The sequence below is a fragment of the Nocardia sp. NPDC049220 genome, assembly GCF_040647855.1.
Classification (GTDB): domain Bacteria; phylum Actinomycetota; class Actinomycetes; order Mycobacteriales; family Mycobacteriaceae; genus Nocardia.
Genome location: NZ_JBEZDA010000025.1, coordinates 13,678 through 29,497, shown reverse-complemented (window position 1 = coordinate 29,497; position 15,820 = coordinate 13,678). Strand labels below are relative to the sequence as shown.

Here is a 15,820-nt window from a genome sequence, read left to right as displayed (position 1 = left end):
GCCACGGTGAGCGGGCCGTCCGCACCGCCCCACCGGGGACCGTCGGCTACGGCATCGACGCAGGGGACAGATAGGGCTTGCGAATCAGCCGGGATCGGGCCGGCTGAGGCGAATCAAACACCGACGCGACCGAGCATCAGCGCAGCGGGCGACAAGGCCGAACCCGCCTCGAGGGTGATGGCGTCGCGCAGGGCCGTCGAGGCGCGCCGGAATGCTTCCGGAGTGTCGGTGTGCATGGTGAGCAACGGCTGCCCCGCCGTGACGGAATCGCCGGGTTTGGCGTGCATTTCGACGCCGGCGCCGTGCTGTACCGGGTCGCCTTGCCGCGTGCGGCCGGCACCGAGGCGCCACGCGGCGAGCCCGACACCCAACGCATCGAGCCTGGTCAGCAGCCCGTCGCGCTCGGCGAGGATGGTCTCGGTATGTTTCGCGGTGGGCAGCGGTGCGGCCGGATCGCCGCCTTGGGCACGGACCATCGCGCGCCAGTGATCCATCGCGCGGCCGTCGCGCAGTACGTCCGCGGGATCGACGTTCAGTCCGGCCAGCGCGACCATCTCACGCGCCAAGGTGACGGTCAATTCGACAACATCCGCGGGGCCGCCGCCCGCGAGCACCTCCACCGACTCCGCGACTTCCAGCGCGTTGCCCGCGGTGCGACCGAGCGGCGTGTCCATCGCGGTGAGCAGCGCTACCGTCCGCACGCCCGCGTCGGTGCCCAATTCGACCATGGCCGTGGCCAGTTCCCGCGCGGTGTCGAGGTTCTTCAGAAACGCACCGGAGCCGACCTTGACATCGAGTACCAGCGCCGCGGTGCCTTCGGCGATCTTCTTGCTCATGATCGAACTGGCGATCAGCGGAATCGATTCGACGGTGCCGGTGACATCGCGCAGTGCGTAGAGCCGCTTGTCCGCTGGCGCGAGGTCGGCGCCCGCCGCGCAGACCACCGCGCCGATACCCGGATCCGCCAGGATCTCGCGCATCCGGTGCACCGGCACCTCCGCCCGCCAGCCCGCAATGGCCTCCAGCTTGTCCAACGTTCCGCCGGTGTGCCCGAGTCCGCGTCCCGACAACTGCGGCACCGCGGCACCACATGCCGCGACCAGCGGCGCCAGCGGCAGCGTGATCTTGTCGCCGACCCCGCCGGTCGAGTGCTTGTCCACAGTCGGTCGGCGCAGGTCGGTGAAGTCCATGCGCTGCCCGGAGGCGATCATCGCGGCCGTCAACGCGGCCGTTTCACGCCGGGTCATTCCGCGCCATACGATGGCCATGGCCAGCGCCGACATCTGCTCGTCGGCGACATCGCCGCGAGTGAACCCGTCGACCACCCAGTCGATCTGCGCGTCGGACAGCTCCCCGCCGTCGCGCTTGGTCGTGATGATCGAAACCGCGTCCAGTGCCGTCACATTCGCAAGTCTGGCATGACGCGGCGACAGGCCCGGGTTCCGGTCGGCAGCGCTCGACAACCTTGCGGCACCATTCGTTCGAAATGGCGAAGCGATGCGTCCCGCAGGGGCCGGTGGCGGCGAGCCCACGGTGCCCCGAGGGCGGCATCGACGCGGCGCTCGAGCGAGTGCCGACGAGCCTGGCTCACCGCTGTCCGGCGACCAGGTCGTCAGGGCCGAAGGCGTCCGGAAGCAGCGTTCGCAGCGACACCGCTCCGACCTGGTGATCAATCAGGAGGTCGCCGCCGCCGTGCTCGTAGAGCAATTGGCGGCACCGCCCACAGGGCATCAGGATTTCGCCGCGGGAATCGGTCACGGAGACCGCTAGAAGACGGCCACCGCCGCCCGAAATCAAGTTACCGACGAGTACGCATTCGGCGCACAGGGTCAACCCATATGAGACATTCTCCACATTGCACCCACGCACAATTCGGCCATCGACACAGACAGCGGCGGCGCCGACCGGAAACCGCGAGTACGGGGCGTACGCGTGACGCATAACTTGAATAGCGTTGTCGCGCAACACATTCCACTGAATTCGCGACATCGCGAACCCCTCCCGAGTCGAGCCGAAAATGGCCGCGCGAAGACCACGACGGAACCCCGCGACGATCAAGAAAGGTAAACCTAACCCAGCCGTCTGTCGCGTAACGCACGCCACGCCGAATTAGTTCCGGCATTGCGAGAGGATTAGAGTCCAAACAGATCGGTTCAGGTTCCCGGCGGCGGGCCGGAATGCAGCCACCTGGGCATTTGCCCCCCAACGCAGCCGGCGTCGGACCTGCAACCGGGTCCATCAACGACGTTGGAGGCACCGCACTCTATGACCACGATTGCAGCTCCGGCTCAGCCGAAGCGGAAGACGCTGTACCGAGGCGACCCCGGAATGTGGTCGTGGGCACTGCACCGGATCACCGGCGTCGCGATTTTCTTCTTCCTCTTCGTACACGTCCTGGACACCGCGCTGGTGCGCGTCAGCCCGGACACCTACAACGAGGCCATCGAGACCTACAAGAACCCCATCGTCGCGCTGATGGAGATGGGCCTTGTCGCCGTCGTGCTGTTCCACGCGCTCAACGGCGTCCGGGTGATCCTGGTGGACTTCTGGTCCAAAGGCCCGAAGTACCAGCGGACGATGCTCTGGATCATCCTCGCGATCTGGTTCCTGCTCGCGGTTCCCGCGGTCGGGCGCCAGTTCTTCTACCTGTTCACGGAGCACTGACATGAGCGAGCGCACAATCAACACAGCCGCCGGTGCGGTCATGCCGGAGCCGAGCGTGAGCGAGGTGCGGGCATGAGCGCACCCGTCATCGGCAAGTCCTACGACCGTCCGGCCAGCCTGGATCTGCCTCGGTCGCCCCGGGCCCGCTCGAACAACAACTTCGAGAAGTACGCCTGGCTGTTCATGCGCTTCTCCGGCCTGCTGCTCATCGTGCTGGTGTTCGGGCACATGACGATCATGCTGCTGCTCGACGGTGGCGTGAAACGGCTCAACTTCGCCTTTGTCGCCGGTCGGTGGTCCAGCCCGTTCTGGCAGTTCTGGGACCTGACCATGCTGTGGCTTGCGCAGCTGCACGGCGGCAATGGGCTGCGCACCGTGATCGCGGACTACTCCCGCAAGGACTCGACCCGGTTCTGGCTGAACACGCTGCTGGCCATCTCGATGATCCTGATCATGGGCGTGGGCACCTACGTCATCTTCACCTTCGACCCCAATATCAGTTAGGAACAGGCCACCTCCATGAGTGAGCGCAGCGAACGAATCATCGACTCAGCGTGCTTCGCACATGCCGGAGCCGACCGCAACGAGGTGCACGCATGAGTGAATCCCGGGTTCAGGAGCATCGCTACGACGTTGTGATCGTCGGCGCGGGCGGCGCGGGTATGCGTGCCGCGATCGAGGCGGGCCCGCGTGTTCGCACCGCGGTGCTGACCAAGCTGTACCCGACCCGCAGTCACACCGGCGCCGCCCAGGGTGGCATGTGCGCCGCGCTGGCCAACGTCGAAGAAGACAACTGGGAGTGGCACACCTTCGACACCGTCAAGGGTGGTGACTACCTGGTCGACCAGGACGCCGCGGAGATCATGGCCAAGGAGGCCATCGACGCGGTGCTCGATCTGGAGAAGATGGGCCTGCCGTTCAACCGCACGCCCGAGGGCAAGATCGACCAGCGTCGTTTCGGTGGCCACACCCGCGACCACGGCAAGGCCCCGGTCCGCCGGGCCTGCTACGCCGCCGACCGCACCGGCCACATGATCCTGCAGACGCTCTACCAGAACTGCGTCAAGCACGACGTCGAGTTCTACAACGAGTTCTACGTGCTGGATCTGGTGCTCACCGAGAGCGAGCGCGGTCCGATCGCCACCGGCGTGGTCGCCTACGAGCTGGCCACCGGCGACATCCACGTCTTCCACGGCAAGTCGATCGTGTTCGCCACGGGCGGCTCTGGCCGGATGTACAAGACCACCTCGAACGCGCACACGCTGACCGGTGACGGCATGGCGATCGTGTTCCGCAAGGGTCTTCCACTGGAGGACATGGAGTTCCACCAGTTCCATCCGACCGGCTTGGCCGGACTCGGCATCCTGATCTCCGAGGCCGTCCGCGGCGAGGGCGGCATCCTGCGCAACGCCGACGGCGAGCGCTTCATGGAGCGCTACGCCCCCACCATCAAGGACCTCGCGCCGCGTGACATCGTCGCCCGATCGATGGTGCTCGAGGTGCTGGAAGGCCGCGGAGCGGGGCCGAACAAGGACTACGTCTACATCGACGTGACCCACCTCGGCGAGGACGTGCTCGAGGAGAAACTGCCCGACATCACCGAGTTCTCCCGCACCTACCTCGGTGTGGACCCGGTGAAAGAATTGGTGCCGGTGTTCCCGACCTGCCACTACGTCATGGGTGGTATCCCGACCCGAATCCGCGGCGAGGTCCTGCGCAACAACTCCGACGTCGTGCCCGGCCTGTACGCGGCGGGCGAATGCGCGTGCGTCTCGGTGCACGGCGCCAACCGCCTCGGCACCAACTCGCTACTGGATATCAATGTGTTCGGTCGCCGCGCCGGCATCGCCGCCGCGGAGTACGCGCAACGCAGCGAGTTCGTCGATATGCCGGAGAACCCGGCGGGCATGGTGCAGGACTGGCTCGCACTGATCCTGTCCGAACACGGCAACGAGCGGGTGGCCGACATCCGCACCGAACTGCAGCGCTCGATGGACAACAACGCCTCGGTGTTCCGCACCGAGGACACGCTCAAGCAGGCTCTCACCGACATCCACGCTCTCAAGGAGCGCTACACGCGGATCACGGTGCAGGACAAGGGCAAGCGGTACAACAGTGACCTGCTGGAGGCTGTCGAACTCGGCTTCTTGCTCGAACTGGCCGAGGTCACCGTGGTCGGTGCGCTCAACCGCAGGGAAACACGTGGCGGCCACGCCCGCGAGGACTACCCGAACCGCGACGACGTGAACTTCATGCGGCACACGATGGCCTACAAGGAAATCGAAGCGGGCTCTCCTGCCGAACTCATCTCCGAGATCCGCCTCGACTACAAGCCGGTGGTGCAGACCCGTTACGAGCCGATGGAGCGTAAGTACTGATGACTGCTGTAGCCGAAGCACCCGCGCCGCAGGCACCCGCACCGGTCCCCGAGGGTTCGGTGATGGTCACCGTCAAGGTCGCGCGTTTCAACCCGGAGGACGACAAGGGCGCGCACTGGGAGTCGTTCCAGGTGCCGGTCCTTTCGACCGACCGCTTCCTGAATGTGCTCATCTACATCAAGTCCTACCTGGACGGCACGCTCACCTTCCGTCGCTCGTGCGCGCATGGCGTCTGTGGTTCGGACGCCATGCGGATCAACGGAGTGAACCGGCTGGCCTGCAAGGTGCTGATGAAGGACATGCTGCCCAAGGACGGCAAGTCCGTCACCGTCACCGTCGAGCCGATCCGCGGCCTGCCCGTGGAGAAGGACCTCGTGGTGGACATGGAGCCGTTCTTCGACGCGTTCCGCGCGGTCAAGCCGTACCTGATCACCTCGGGCAACGAACCGACCCGTGAGCGCATCCAGAGCCAGGCCGACCGCGCCAGGTTCGACGACACCACCAAGTGCATCCTGTGCGCCTGCTGCACCACCTCCTGCCCCGTGTACTGGAGTGACGGCAGCTATTTCGGTCCGGCCGCGATCGTGAACGCCCACCGCTTCATCTTCGACAGCCGCGACGAAGGCGCCCGCGAGCGCCTCGACATCCTCAACGACGTCGAAGGCGTCTGGCGCTGCCGCACCACCTTCAACTGCACCGATGCCTGCCCGCGCGGCATCGAGGTCACGAAGGCCATCCAGGAAGTCAAGCGCGCCCTGCTCTTCACTCGCTGAAACCAGGTCACCACGAAGGCCGCCTTCCTCATTTGAGGAAGGCGGCCTTCGTTGTTGCGGTGAATTGCCCGGTCACGGCACCGGATACCCCGGTGCACTGGCCCATGCCTCGCCCGCGATCACCACATGGTCGAGGAATCGCAGACCCACCGTGTGGGCGGCTTCGGTCAGCAGTGTGGTCGCGCGACGGTCGTCCACGCTGGGCGTGGGGTCGCCGGAGGGGTGGTTGTGCACCACGGCGAAAGCGCGTCCGTCGTGCCGTAGCACCGTGTTCATGATCTCCCGGACCGGGACGGCGACCTGATCAACGGCTCCCTGCGCGACGAATACCTTCTGCCGTAATCGGTTCTGCGCATCGCACACCAGCACCAGCAGGCGCTCGACCCGCAGGCCCGCGAACTGCGGCCGAGCGGCGCAGGCGACGTCGACCGCACCGCAGAGCCGGATCATGGTGTCCGGACCGCCGCGCGCCCGTACGCCGAGGTGGAACGCGGCGATGATCGCCGCCGCCTTCGCCACCCCGATCCCGGCCCGACGCGACAACTCCTCCGGGCGCGCCGACGCCAACCCGGCCAGCCCCCCGTGCTCGACCAGCAATTCTGCCGCCAGCTCCAGCACGCTCGCACCGCGCCTGCCGTGCCGCAACAGCAGCGCGAGCAGTTCCACATCGCTGAGCGCCTGCGGTCCCAGCGCCAGCAACCGTTCGCGCGGCCGCTGTCCGACCGGCAGATCAGCAAGAGAGACCGCCATGTTTCCACCCCTCGGCACACCAACAGTCCCACGGATTCTGCCAGCACCCACCGACAGAACTCGGGCGCGAGGAGAGGCACGCGGCGGCTCGATGCCCGGCCGATCGACCCGCGCCCAGACGAGCGCGCTGTTGGTGCAGCCGGATGCGTTGTGCAGCTGGACTTGTGACAGAGCACAGGCGCACCGTGTCGACGCAGGTCTCCTTCCGCGCGGATCGGGTTTCGCGTCGACGGGAGACTGCGAGTCGTCGGCGGTAGGGTCGCCTGCTCAGGCAGTGGTGGACGGCTACCGGTCGACGACCGCGACCTCCGGCTCGGGGAGAGGGAACAAGGCGGTCGCGGCCAGCTTCTCCAGATGGTGCAGCTGACGCTCGTGCACGACGATTCGGCGCAAGGCCTCGTTGACGGTGGCCGCGCTCGTCGACGTGCCCATGATCGCGGCGGCCGCGTCGAGCAATTTCTGGTCGAGATCGATCCGCACGGATTTCATGCGCCCTCCTTAATACATTCGTTATCTTCCGCCATATTGCCCGCTCATGTGTGGCAAATCGCTAACTGTTCTGGGCCGCCTCGGCGTTCACCCTGGCGGTGGTATGCGTGCTGACCACGTCGGTGAACAAGTGGATGATCGAGCGCGGCACCGGGCACGCGGTGGTGCGTTCGCTCTCCGGCCACTGATCAGAAAACCGCCCGCCACGCCGTTCAACTGCCGGAAGCCGGGCGCAAAGCCGGGTTCAGCTAGGCATATTGCTCAGCAGGGTGGGCTTTCATTGTCGGCAGCGCCAAGCGGTGATTGCATCGACATATGTTCAACGAGGCGCAGCTGTACTCGCCGGTGACCCGCACCGGCGACGGTGATGTGACGGTGCACCTGAGCGACGAGCACCCCGGCGTGCGCGACCCGGAATACCGGGCCCGACGCAATGCCATCGCAGCACTGGCGCTGGACTACACACCCGGCGGCGCGCTCCCTCACGTCGCCTATACCCAAGAGGAACAACAGGTGTGGCGGATCGTGTCCGCCGAGCTGACGCGCAAGCACCGCAGGTACGCCAGCGCGGAGGTGCTCGCGGCGGCCGAAGCGCTCGCCCTTCCGACCGATCACATCCCGCAGTTGGACGAGGTATCGGCCGCGCTCGCGCCACTCAGTGGGTTCCGTTACGCCCCGGCCGCGGGCCTGGTGCCGTTGCGGGAGTTCTTCGGCTCCTTCGCCGACCGGACCTTCCACTCCACGCAGTACATCCGGCATCACTCCGCACCGCTGTACACGCCGGAGCCCGATGCCATCCATGAGATCATCGGACACGCCAACCAGATCGCCAGCCCCCGGTTCGCGGCCGTCTACGCCGAAGTCGGCGCGGCCGTGGGCAGGTTGAGCACCGACGATGCGCTGAAGTTCCTCGCCAACGTGTTCTGGTTCTCGATGGAATTCGGCGTCGTCCGCGAGGGTGACGAGATTCGTTGCTACGGCGCTGGTCTGCTGTCCTCGTACGGCGAGATCGAGGAGTTCCGGCACGCCGACCTACGCCCGCTCGACGTCGGCGCGATGGGCACCGCGGTCTACGACATCACCCACTACCAGCCGGTCCTCTACTGCGCACAGTCGATCAGCGAGATCGAGGACGTGATCGGAGGGTTCTTCGCCACCATGGACGACGACACCCCCGAACGGCTGCGGCAGTCGAGTGCCGCCGGGGCAGCGTAGGTTCGCGCGATCCTGTGGGGCGGGGCCCGATACGTGCGGCAGGACGAGGTCAGCCCGGCCGGAAGTCAACCAGACGATCGGTCTAGCCCTCAGCCTTGCCCGGCCTCGCGGGCGGGTCCGAGCGGAAGTCCCGCCCCGAGGAAATCCAGCGCACGAGTGATGTTGTCGACATTCATCGGCGTAATCGTCGAGATAGCGAGCGCGGCGCCGGCCAGCGCACCCGAGGCCACCCGCACCTCGAAGTCGTCGGCGGCGCGCCCGAGGTGATCAGCCAGCAGCCCCGCGATCAGATCGATGCCGCGCACGATCTCCAGGCCGATAGCCGAGCGCAGCTCGGGCACGTGATACAGCAGTGCCTGCCGCTCCTGTTCGAACGCCAACTCGGCGACGGGCAGATTCCCGAACACCTCGGCCACCACGTTGCGGAGGGCGACCATCGGCGCGACGTCACGCGGCTGGCGGCGCAGCGCGTCGATCATCAACGGATCAAGGTCGTCGGCGAGTACCAGTTGTTCCTTGGTCGGAAAGTAACGAAAGAAGGTGCTCGGCGACACGTCGGCGGCCGCAGCGATCTGCTCGACGGTGGTCTCGTTGTAGCCCTGCTCGCGGAACAGCCGGAACGCCTCGAACCGGATCGTCCGGCGCGTTCGTTCCTTCTTCCGCTCGCGCAGACCCTGCACCGTACCGTTCGCGGGTAACTCAACCGACATGAATTGATTCTGCCGCACCAGGCTCACGCCACTCGGCCGGTCGCCTCGAGCGGACGAACGCCACGGTCACCACGGCAGCGAGCAGGCAGAGTGCCGCGCAGGCCCACAGCATCGCACCCATTCCGCCGACGAACGCGCTCTGCACCTGATGCAGCATCGACGGATCACCCAGCTTGTGTGCGGTCGCGACACCCGCATTGACCCCGTCGGCGATCGGGCCGCGATTCAACTCCCCCAGCTCGGAGCGGTACCGGGTCGATAGGACAGTACCCAGCACAGCGACGCCGATCGTGCCGCCGGCTTGACGCAGCGCCTGCAACAACGCGGAGCCGGACCCTGAGCGCTCCGCGGTCAACTCACCCATCGCCAAGCCCATGGCCGCGGGCATCACCAAGCCCATACCCACGCCGAGCAGCGTGATCCACAGCGCGGTATGCCCGTAGCCGCTGTCGACCCCGGTCCGCGCGCCCAGTGCAAGTGAGCCCGCCAGTAGTCCGAACCCCGCGGTGAGTACCACACGGACGCTCAGCTTCAGCATCAGCTTGTCCACCAGCCTGCTGCCGACCAGCAAGCCACCGATCAGGGGCAGCAGTCGCAGTCCGCTGCCGAGCGCGTCCACACCGAGCACCGCCTGGAAATACTGCGGGACAGCGAAGAACATGCCGAACATGGCGAAGTTCACCGCGATGGAAAAGGCCGTGCCCCAACGGAACCCGTCGGAGGCGAAGAGCGCGAGGTCGACCAATGGCTGGGCGGTCCTGCGCTGCCACACGCCGAACGCGCCGAGCAGCAGCGCACCAGCCAGGACAGTCGCCCAGGCCGGGCCGTCGCCCCAACCCCGCTCCCCGATCCGGATGAAGCCGTAGGTGAGGCCGAGCATGCCCGCGGCCGACAGCACGACACCGGGCAGGTCGATGCGGAAGCGATGGGCGCTGCGCGATTCCGGAACCAGCGCGGCGACGGCGGCCGCGCCGATCACCACCATCGGAACGTTGATCAGGAACACCGAGCCCCACCAGAAGTTGCCCAGCAGCCAGCCGCCCACGATCGGGCCCAGCGGCAATCCGATCGCGGTCGAAGTGATCCAGATGGTGAGCGCGCGCTGCCGCTCGACCGGCTCCGGAAACATCGCCGGCAACACCGACATCGACAGCGGCATCATCGCCGCCGCCGCGATACCGAGCACGACACGCGCGGCGATGAGCTGATCAGCCGAGGTCGACCCAGCACAGGCGAGCGAAGCGGCTCCGAACAGCAGCAGCGCGGCGAGCAAGAACTTCTTGCGTCCGTAGCGGTCGCCGAGCGCGCCGGCGGGCAGCATCACGGCGGCCAGCGCCAGCGTGTACGCGCTGCTGAACCACTGCAACCTGGCGGTATCGGCGTTCAGGTCGACGGCGAGGGTGGGCAGCGCCACGGTCAGCACGGTGACATCCAGCCCGATGGTCAGCATCGCCACCGCCAGCGCGCCGAGTGCCAGCCAGCGGCGGGTCGAGTCGATCTGCACGGGTGCCTCCACGAAATAAAAGTAACAACCTTTTGACAGTAACTCTCATTTAAGAGTATCTGTCAATATCGGGTTGGTGGTCAAGTTCACGTTCGGCCCCCAGGCACAACGATCGCTAGGCTCGGTGCCGATGAAGATCAGGGAGTTCCGCCACCGCGCCGCGCTCTGTGTCGGCGCCGTCCTGGCCGGCGCCGCGATCGGGGCTACGGCCGCGCCATCGCTCGCCGTGCCGAACACGACCACGCCGTTCACCACCCCGAATACCGACAGTTGTCCGCAGAAGACGCAACCACCGGCGCCGATCGACTTATCCGAGGTGCCCGCACCAGGACAGACTGCGCCTGCCCCGCTGCCGATCTCGACACCCCCGGTCGGCGGCGACCGGCTCGGCGAGTGCGGCGTGGTGTTGCCCCCGAACGCACCGCCTGTGCCGCAGGATATTTCGGCGACCGCGTGGCTGCTCTCCGACCTGGACACCGGCGAGGTGCTTGCCGCGAAGGACCCGCACGGTCGCTACCGTCCGGCCAGCACGATCAAAGTGCTGCTGGCCACGGTCGCGCTGCGAACGCTGGATCTGAACAAAGTGGTGATAGGTACCCAAGAGGACGCCGACAGCGACGGCACCAGAGTCGGCATCGGTCCCGGCGGCCACTACACCAACCGGCAGCTGATGCAGGCACTGATCATGGCCTCGGGCAACGACGCCGCACACGCCATCGCCGCCCAGCTCGGTGGCGACGCGGCCGCGGTCGCGAAGATGAACGCCCTGGCGAAGTCCCTGCGGGCTTTGGACACTCGTGCGGCCAGCCCCTCGGGCCTGGACGGCCCCGGCATGAGCACCTCGGCCTACGACCTGGCCTTGCTGTTCCGCGAAGCCATGACGATTCCGCTGTTCGCCGAGCTGATCCACACCGAACAAGTGGACTTCCCCGGATATCCGGCGAATCCGGCAATCCCCGGGGACACCGACCATCCCGGCTTCCCCATCGGCAACGACAACCATCTGCTCTACGACTACGACGGCGCCCTCGGCGGCAAGACCGGCTTCACCGATGACGCCAGGCAGACATTCGTCGCCGCCGCGCAACGCGATGGCCGAAGGCTTGCCGTCACCCTGTTGAAAGGCGACGTCCGGCCGCTGCGCCCGTGGGAACAGGCAGCCCGGTTGCTCGACTACGGCTTCGCGCTCCCGCGTGGCTCGGCGATCGGCGACCTGCCCGATGTCACCGCGGACGCCCCGCAGACCGAAGTCGCTCTCGCCGCACCTCCGGTGCGCGGCGCCGGCCATTCCGCAGCAGCGCCACTGGACGTAGACCAGCATGCCGGCACCCGGACCGTCCTGATCGTCGGCGGCATCATCGCGATTCTGGCCCTGTTGGTCGGCGCGCGAAGGGCCAACCGCCGACGCTAGTTCGGAGCATCCGGAGGCGTCAGCGTCGACCAGATAGTCGACGCAGTTCCGAAAGCGCGAGGACAGCAAGGGCGCCCATGCCGAAGGACGCGGCACCGACGCCCAGCGATACCTCGCGGGCACCGCCCCGCGGCGCGATCACCGCGGGGCCGGGCGGGGGGATCTCGGCTTCCGGCTCGTTCTCGGTGGCGGTGGCGGCCCAGGCGGTGGCGAACAGGATGATGCGGTAGGTCACGTAGATGAACACCATCAGACCGATGATCGACCCGAACGCAACCCCCGCGGGGCTGTTCGAGACAGAGCGCAGATAGATCGAAGCGACGACCTTGAACGCCTCGAACACCAGCGCGGCCAGCGCCGCCGCCTTGGCCGCGCTGGCCAGTGTGACCGGCTCCCGCGGCAGCCGGGCGATAACCCAGGCGAAGACCGCCCAGGAGGCGAGGAACCCGAACACGGTCGACACCAGTGCCAGCAGTAGCCGGGCGCCGGGGAGCTCGGCAAGACCGACGGCGGTGAGCAGCCGGGTCCCGAGCGTGCTCGACGCCAACGCCGACAGACCCAGCGAGATCACGAACGCGAGGCCGAGCCCGATCAGCGCGCCGAGATCAGAGACCTTGGTGACCAGCCAGTTGCCGTCGGGGTGCTGCTGTTCCCACTGCTCGGTGAGCGCGGCGCGCAGGTTGGCCATCCAGCCGAGGCCGGTGTAGACACCGGCAAGCAAACCGAGGGTACCGACCGTGCCCCGCGAATCGACCGCGCGATCGACCAGGTCGTTCAACTGGGTACCGAGCGACCCCGAGATATTGTCGACGATCTTGGCCCGCAGCTCCTCCAGCAACTCCGGATTGCTGGACAGCACGATACCCACGACCGAGAAGGCGACCATCAACAACGGAAACAGTGACAGGACAGTGAAATATGTGATGCCCGCCGCGTAGTAGTCCCCGCGCTGTCGCTGATATCGACCACCCGCCCGCACCAGATGGTCCAGCCACGGCTGCGCCTGGATCCGGCGTTCGATCCCGGCCTTGATGTTGTCGACCACCTGCACGATGCGCCCCTTCGACCAAGAGACCCCGCAGGCGTCACCTAGCGGGCCAGTAGGCCGACTCGGTCGTAAACCTGTGCGAGGGTGTTGCCGGCGATCTCTCGCGCCCGCTCGGCTCCGCCGGCGAGGATGCGGTCGAGTTCGCCTTGATCCGACATGTACTCTTGCACCTTCGCGCGCAACGGTGTGACAAATTCGACCAGCGCGTCGGCGACGTCGGCCTTCAGTTCGCCGTAGCCCTTGCCCGCGAAATCCTTCTCCAGCGTCACGATCGGCGCACCGGTGAGCGAACTGAGAATCACCAGCAGATTACTGACACCGGGCTTCTGCTCCGGGTCGTAGCGGATCTCGCGTTCGGTGTCGGTGACCGCCGACCGCACCTTCTTCGCGGTCAGCTTCGGATCGTCGAGCAGGTTGATCAAGCCCGCGTCGGTGGAGGCCGACTTGCTCATCTTCGCGGTCGGGTCTTGCAGGTCGTAGATCTTCGCGGTGCCCTTGACGATGTGCGCTTCCGGTACCACGAAGGTCTTCTTGAATCGAGTGTTGAAGCGCTGGGCCAGGTTTCGGGTCAGCTCCAAATGCTGGCGCTGATCCTCGCCGACCGGCACCTGGTGGGCGCGGTAGAGCAGAATATCCGCGGCCATCAGCACCGGATAGGTGAACAGGCCGACGGTCGCGTTCTCGGCGCCCTGCTTGACCGACTTGTCCTTGAACTGGGTCATCCGGCTGGCCTCACCGAAACCGGTGAGGCAGTTGAGCACCCAGGTGAGTTCGGCGTGCTCCGGCACCTGACTCTGCGCGAACAGGGTGGACTTCTCGGGGTTGATACCGAGCGCGAGCAGCTGCGCGGCGGCGGCCTTGGTACGCGTCTGCAACTCCTTGGGATCCTGCGGCACCGTGATGGCGTGCAGGTTCGGGATGAAGTACAGCGCGTCGTAGTCGTCCTGCATGGTCACCCAGTACTGCAGCGCGCCAAGGTAGTTTCCGAGATGGAACGACGAGCTGGTCGGCTGGATCCCGGACAGGACTCGCTGCTTGCGTTCGGCGGCCGGGCTGGGCGCGGGACTGGACATACCCCGATCTTCGCATGGGACTCAAGCCGAATTTCGCCGCACCCGATTGCGTGGATCGATATCGGGCATACTCGGCCGACCGGCACCGACCAATCGATGTTCGCGTTTCGAGATCAGCCGGTAAACCGGCGCGCTCGGCCCGGCCAGTGCGCCGCGCAGCACCGGCGGCACCAGTGGCACCGACACGTGGGCAGTGCGGACCGCGTGCGCCAGCGCCCGATAGGCGACCTCGTCGGCAACACACCAGTGCATCCCGTACATCCGGCGAATCCGGGGCGGCAGACTGCCCTGCACGAGTAGATAGAACGCCGAGGTGACCTGCTGCAGCGGCACCCCTTGCGGATAGGGCACGCGCTGCCCGGCGAGGTAGGAGCCGACCATCCGCGCCTCGTCGGTGAGGAACACTTCGTCGGAGGCGAGGTAGCCGTCGAAGTAGGCGCGGAACTCTCGGTAGCTGCCGGGCGCCGCGTCCACCGGCATGCCGAACAGCTCGCCCCAGCGCACGTAATCCTGGTAGAGAGCCTCGCGTTCACCGTCGGACATGGTGCGCACCAGCAGGTCGTACATCACCTCTGCCGAGTCGAAGGTGAAGGCCATTGTCATGAACATCAGGTGCGGGTCGAGCGCGGAGTAGTTGGTGCCGGCCGGGTGCCGGACGCCCGCATCCTCGGGCAGCACACCCCGCACCCTGACGTGCTTGTTCGTGGTGAACGCCAGCGCTCGGTCGGCCTCGTCCTTGCTGCCCAGGAATACCGCCTCGAACAGGCGTCCGGTCAACGCGAGCCTGGTATATGGGGTCATCCGATGCGTGGTGTGCTCCGCTGTACCGACGTAGAGCAGCGGATGCACCGCGCCGACGACCAGGGCACGCAGGCCATAGGTCAGACCGACCGCGCGCTTGCTCATGACCCGGCGAATCATGGAGTGGTCACTGAAGTAGCCGGGCTGGGACATCGCCGCCTCCTCATCGAGAACATCCGACAACAGCATCCACCAGAATCAGCCATTCTGGCAATAGCTCCTGCCAGAATGGCGGCGCAATCCGCCCCGACCACACCCCCCACCCCAGCAATGCCATCGACCGCCACCCGCAGCGAGCACTCAGCACCGCCAACACCACCGCAATTGACGTCGCAAACCGCAACGATCTGGTGCACGGACGCCCCCGCCCGCGCGCCCGACAACCGCTCCAAAACAGCCGCCTACCCGGCCCCGAACGACGCCATGTCACCTATCCACGCGAGCCACCGGTCCACGCAACCACTCGGCCCCACTCCCTTTTTCGAGGGATTGAAAGTGGGGATTGAACTGGTTCGGGTGGAGCGGTGCCCCTGAGGTTGGGGGCGGGCTGTGTTGGTTCAGCAGCGCATGGGAGGTGGTGAAGTCGCGCACGATTGTGAGGTCGCACTATGAACAGGGAAATCGATCTCGCAAGCAACCCCGACCAAACACTCCCCAACACCCCAGACACTGCCGAACAAACACAACCCCCACCAGCTCAACCCCGCCTCCCGAGCAAAAGCGAGACCGAACATTCCCACGACACTCCCCAAAAAACCACCCCACCGACCCCACCCAGCTCAACCCCGCCTCCCCAGCAAAGCCAGACCGAACATTCCCACGACACTCCCCAAAAACCACCCCACCGACCCCAACCAGCTCAACCCCCACTTCCGAGCGAAGCGAGAACTAGCATTGCCCGTTCGCGGCCCGGCTCGCGTCTGAGCGGCCGATGCGCCCGCGACGAAGTCGCAAGCAGCGGGTGGGCAGAAGCCAGCCCCAAAGGGGCCGCGAACCCGCAGCGC

Annotated in this window: 15 protein-coding genes; 6 read left to right on the top strand and 9 right to left on the bottom strand. The window is 66.5% G+C overall.

The window, feature by feature from the left end:
- Positions 1–113: 113 nt before the first annotated feature.
- Complete coding sequence (locus AB0C34_RS29345; RefSeq protein WP_357079953.1) at positions 114–1,403, bottom strand: thymidine phosphorylase; 1,290 nt, start codon at positions 1,401–1,403, stop codon at positions 114–116.
- 184 nt (positions 1,404–1,587) lie between these two features.
- Complete coding sequence (locus tag AB0C34_RS29340; RefSeq protein ID WP_357079950.1) at positions 1,588–1,989, bottom strand: cytidine deaminase; 402 nt, start codon at positions 1,987–1,989, stop codon at positions 1,588–1,590.
- A 276-nt stretch (positions 1,990–2,265) separates the two neighbouring features.
- Here AB0C34_RS29340 and sdhC point away from each other — a divergent pair, with 276 nt between their 5' ends.
- The 4 genes from sdhC (at position 2,266) to AB0C34_RS29320 (ending at position 5,815) form a co-directional block, all read left to right on the top strand.
- Positions 2,266–2,664 carry a succinate dehydrogenase, cytochrome b556 subunit gene (gene sdhC, locus AB0C34_RS29335; RefSeq protein WP_357079947.1) on the top strand — a complete coding sequence of 133 codons (399 nt, stop codon included), beginning with the start codon at positions 2,266–2,268 and terminating at the stop codon, positions 2,662–2,664.
- 72 nt (positions 2,665–2,736) lie between these two features.
- Entirely contained in the window at positions 2,737–3,168 is a 432-nt protein-coding gene (locus tag AB0C34_RS29330; protein ID WP_357079944.1) for a succinate dehydrogenase hydrophobic membrane anchor subunit, read from the top strand.
- Between the two features lie 92 nt (positions 3,169–3,260).
- Complete coding sequence (gene sdhA / locus AB0C34_RS29325) at positions 3,261–5,042, top strand: succinate dehydrogenase flavoprotein subunit (protein ID WP_357079941.1); 1,782 nt, start codon at positions 3,261–3,263, stop codon at positions 5,040–5,042.
- Positions 5,042–5,815 carry a succinate dehydrogenase iron-sulfur subunit gene (locus AB0C34_RS29320; RefSeq protein WP_357079937.1) on the top strand — a complete coding sequence of 258 codons (774 nt, stop codon included), beginning with the start codon at positions 5,042–5,044 and terminating at the stop codon, positions 5,813–5,815. Before sdhA ends, AB0C34_RS29320 begins: the two co-directional genes overlap by 1 nt.
- Positions 5,816–5,887: 72 nt before the next feature.
- Here the strand turns inward: AB0C34_RS29320 and radC are convergent, their stop codons facing one another.
- Complete coding sequence (gene radC / locus AB0C34_RS29315; protein ID WP_357079934.1) at positions 5,888–6,565, bottom strand: DNA repair protein RadC; 678 nt, start codon at positions 6,563–6,565, stop codon at positions 5,888–5,890.
- A 285-nt stretch (positions 6,566–6,850) separates the two neighbouring features.
- Positions 6,851–7,054 carry a type II toxin-antitoxin system VapB family antitoxin gene (locus AB0C34_RS29310; RefSeq protein WP_357079931.1) on the bottom strand — a complete coding sequence of 68 codons (204 nt, stop codon included), beginning with the start codon at positions 7,052–7,054 and terminating at the stop codon, positions 6,851–6,853.
- Positions 7,055–7,369: 315 nt separating this feature from the next.
- Here AB0C34_RS29310 and AB0C34_RS29305 point away from each other — a divergent pair, with 315 nt between their 5' ends.
- Positions 7,370–8,269, top strand: a complete 900-nt coding sequence (locus AB0C34_RS29305; protein ID WP_357079928.1) for a phenylalanine 4-monooxygenase — start codon at positions 7,370–7,372, stop codon at positions 8,267–8,269.
- Positions 8,270–8,358: 89 nt separating this feature from the next.
- On the opposite strand, the gene AB0C34_RS29300 is transcribed toward AB0C34_RS29305, so the two are convergent.
- Positions 8,359–8,979, bottom strand: a complete 621-nt coding sequence (locus tag AB0C34_RS29300) for a TetR family transcriptional regulator (RefSeq protein WP_357079925.1) — start codon at positions 8,977–8,979, stop codon at positions 8,359–8,361.
- Positions 8,969–10,483, bottom strand: coding sequence for an MFS transporter (locus tag AB0C34_RS29295; protein ID WP_357080009.1), 1,515 nt, complete (start codon positions 10,481–10,483; stop codon positions 8,969–8,971). The genes AB0C34_RS29300 and AB0C34_RS29295 overlap by 11 nt, the downstream gene beginning before the upstream one ends.
- A 130-nt stretch (positions 10,484–10,613) precedes the next feature.
- Between AB0C34_RS29295 and AB0C34_RS29290 the strand changes: the two genes are divergently transcribed.
- Complete coding sequence (locus AB0C34_RS29290; RefSeq protein ID WP_357079922.1) at positions 10,614–11,894, top strand: D-alanyl-D-alanine carboxypeptidase family protein; 1,281 nt, start codon at positions 10,614–10,616, stop codon at positions 11,892–11,894.
- A gap of 19 nt (positions 11,895–11,913) precedes the next feature.
- Here the strand turns inward: AB0C34_RS29290 and yhjD are convergent, their stop codons facing one another.
- The 3 genes from yhjD to AB0C34_RS29275 are packed head-to-tail and all read right to left on the bottom strand — an operon-like array spanning position 11,914 to position 14,969.
- Entirely contained in the window at positions 11,914–12,945 is a 1,032-nt protein-coding gene (yhjD, locus tag AB0C34_RS29285) for an inner membrane protein YhjD (RefSeq protein WP_357079919.1), read from the bottom strand.
- A gap of 38 nt (positions 12,946–12,983) precedes the next feature.
- Positions 12,984–14,015: a tryptophan--tRNA ligase gene (gene trpS / locus AB0C34_RS29280; RefSeq protein WP_357079916.1), complete on the bottom strand. Its 1,032-nt coding sequence runs from the start codon at positions 14,013–14,015 to the stop codon at positions 12,984–12,986.
- 21 nt (positions 14,016–14,036) lie between these two features.
- Entirely contained in the window at positions 14,037–14,969 is a 933-nt protein-coding gene (locus tag AB0C34_RS29275; protein WP_357079914.1) for an oxygenase MpaB family protein, read from the bottom strand.
- Between the last annotated feature and the right edge of the window lie 851 nt (positions 14,970–15,820).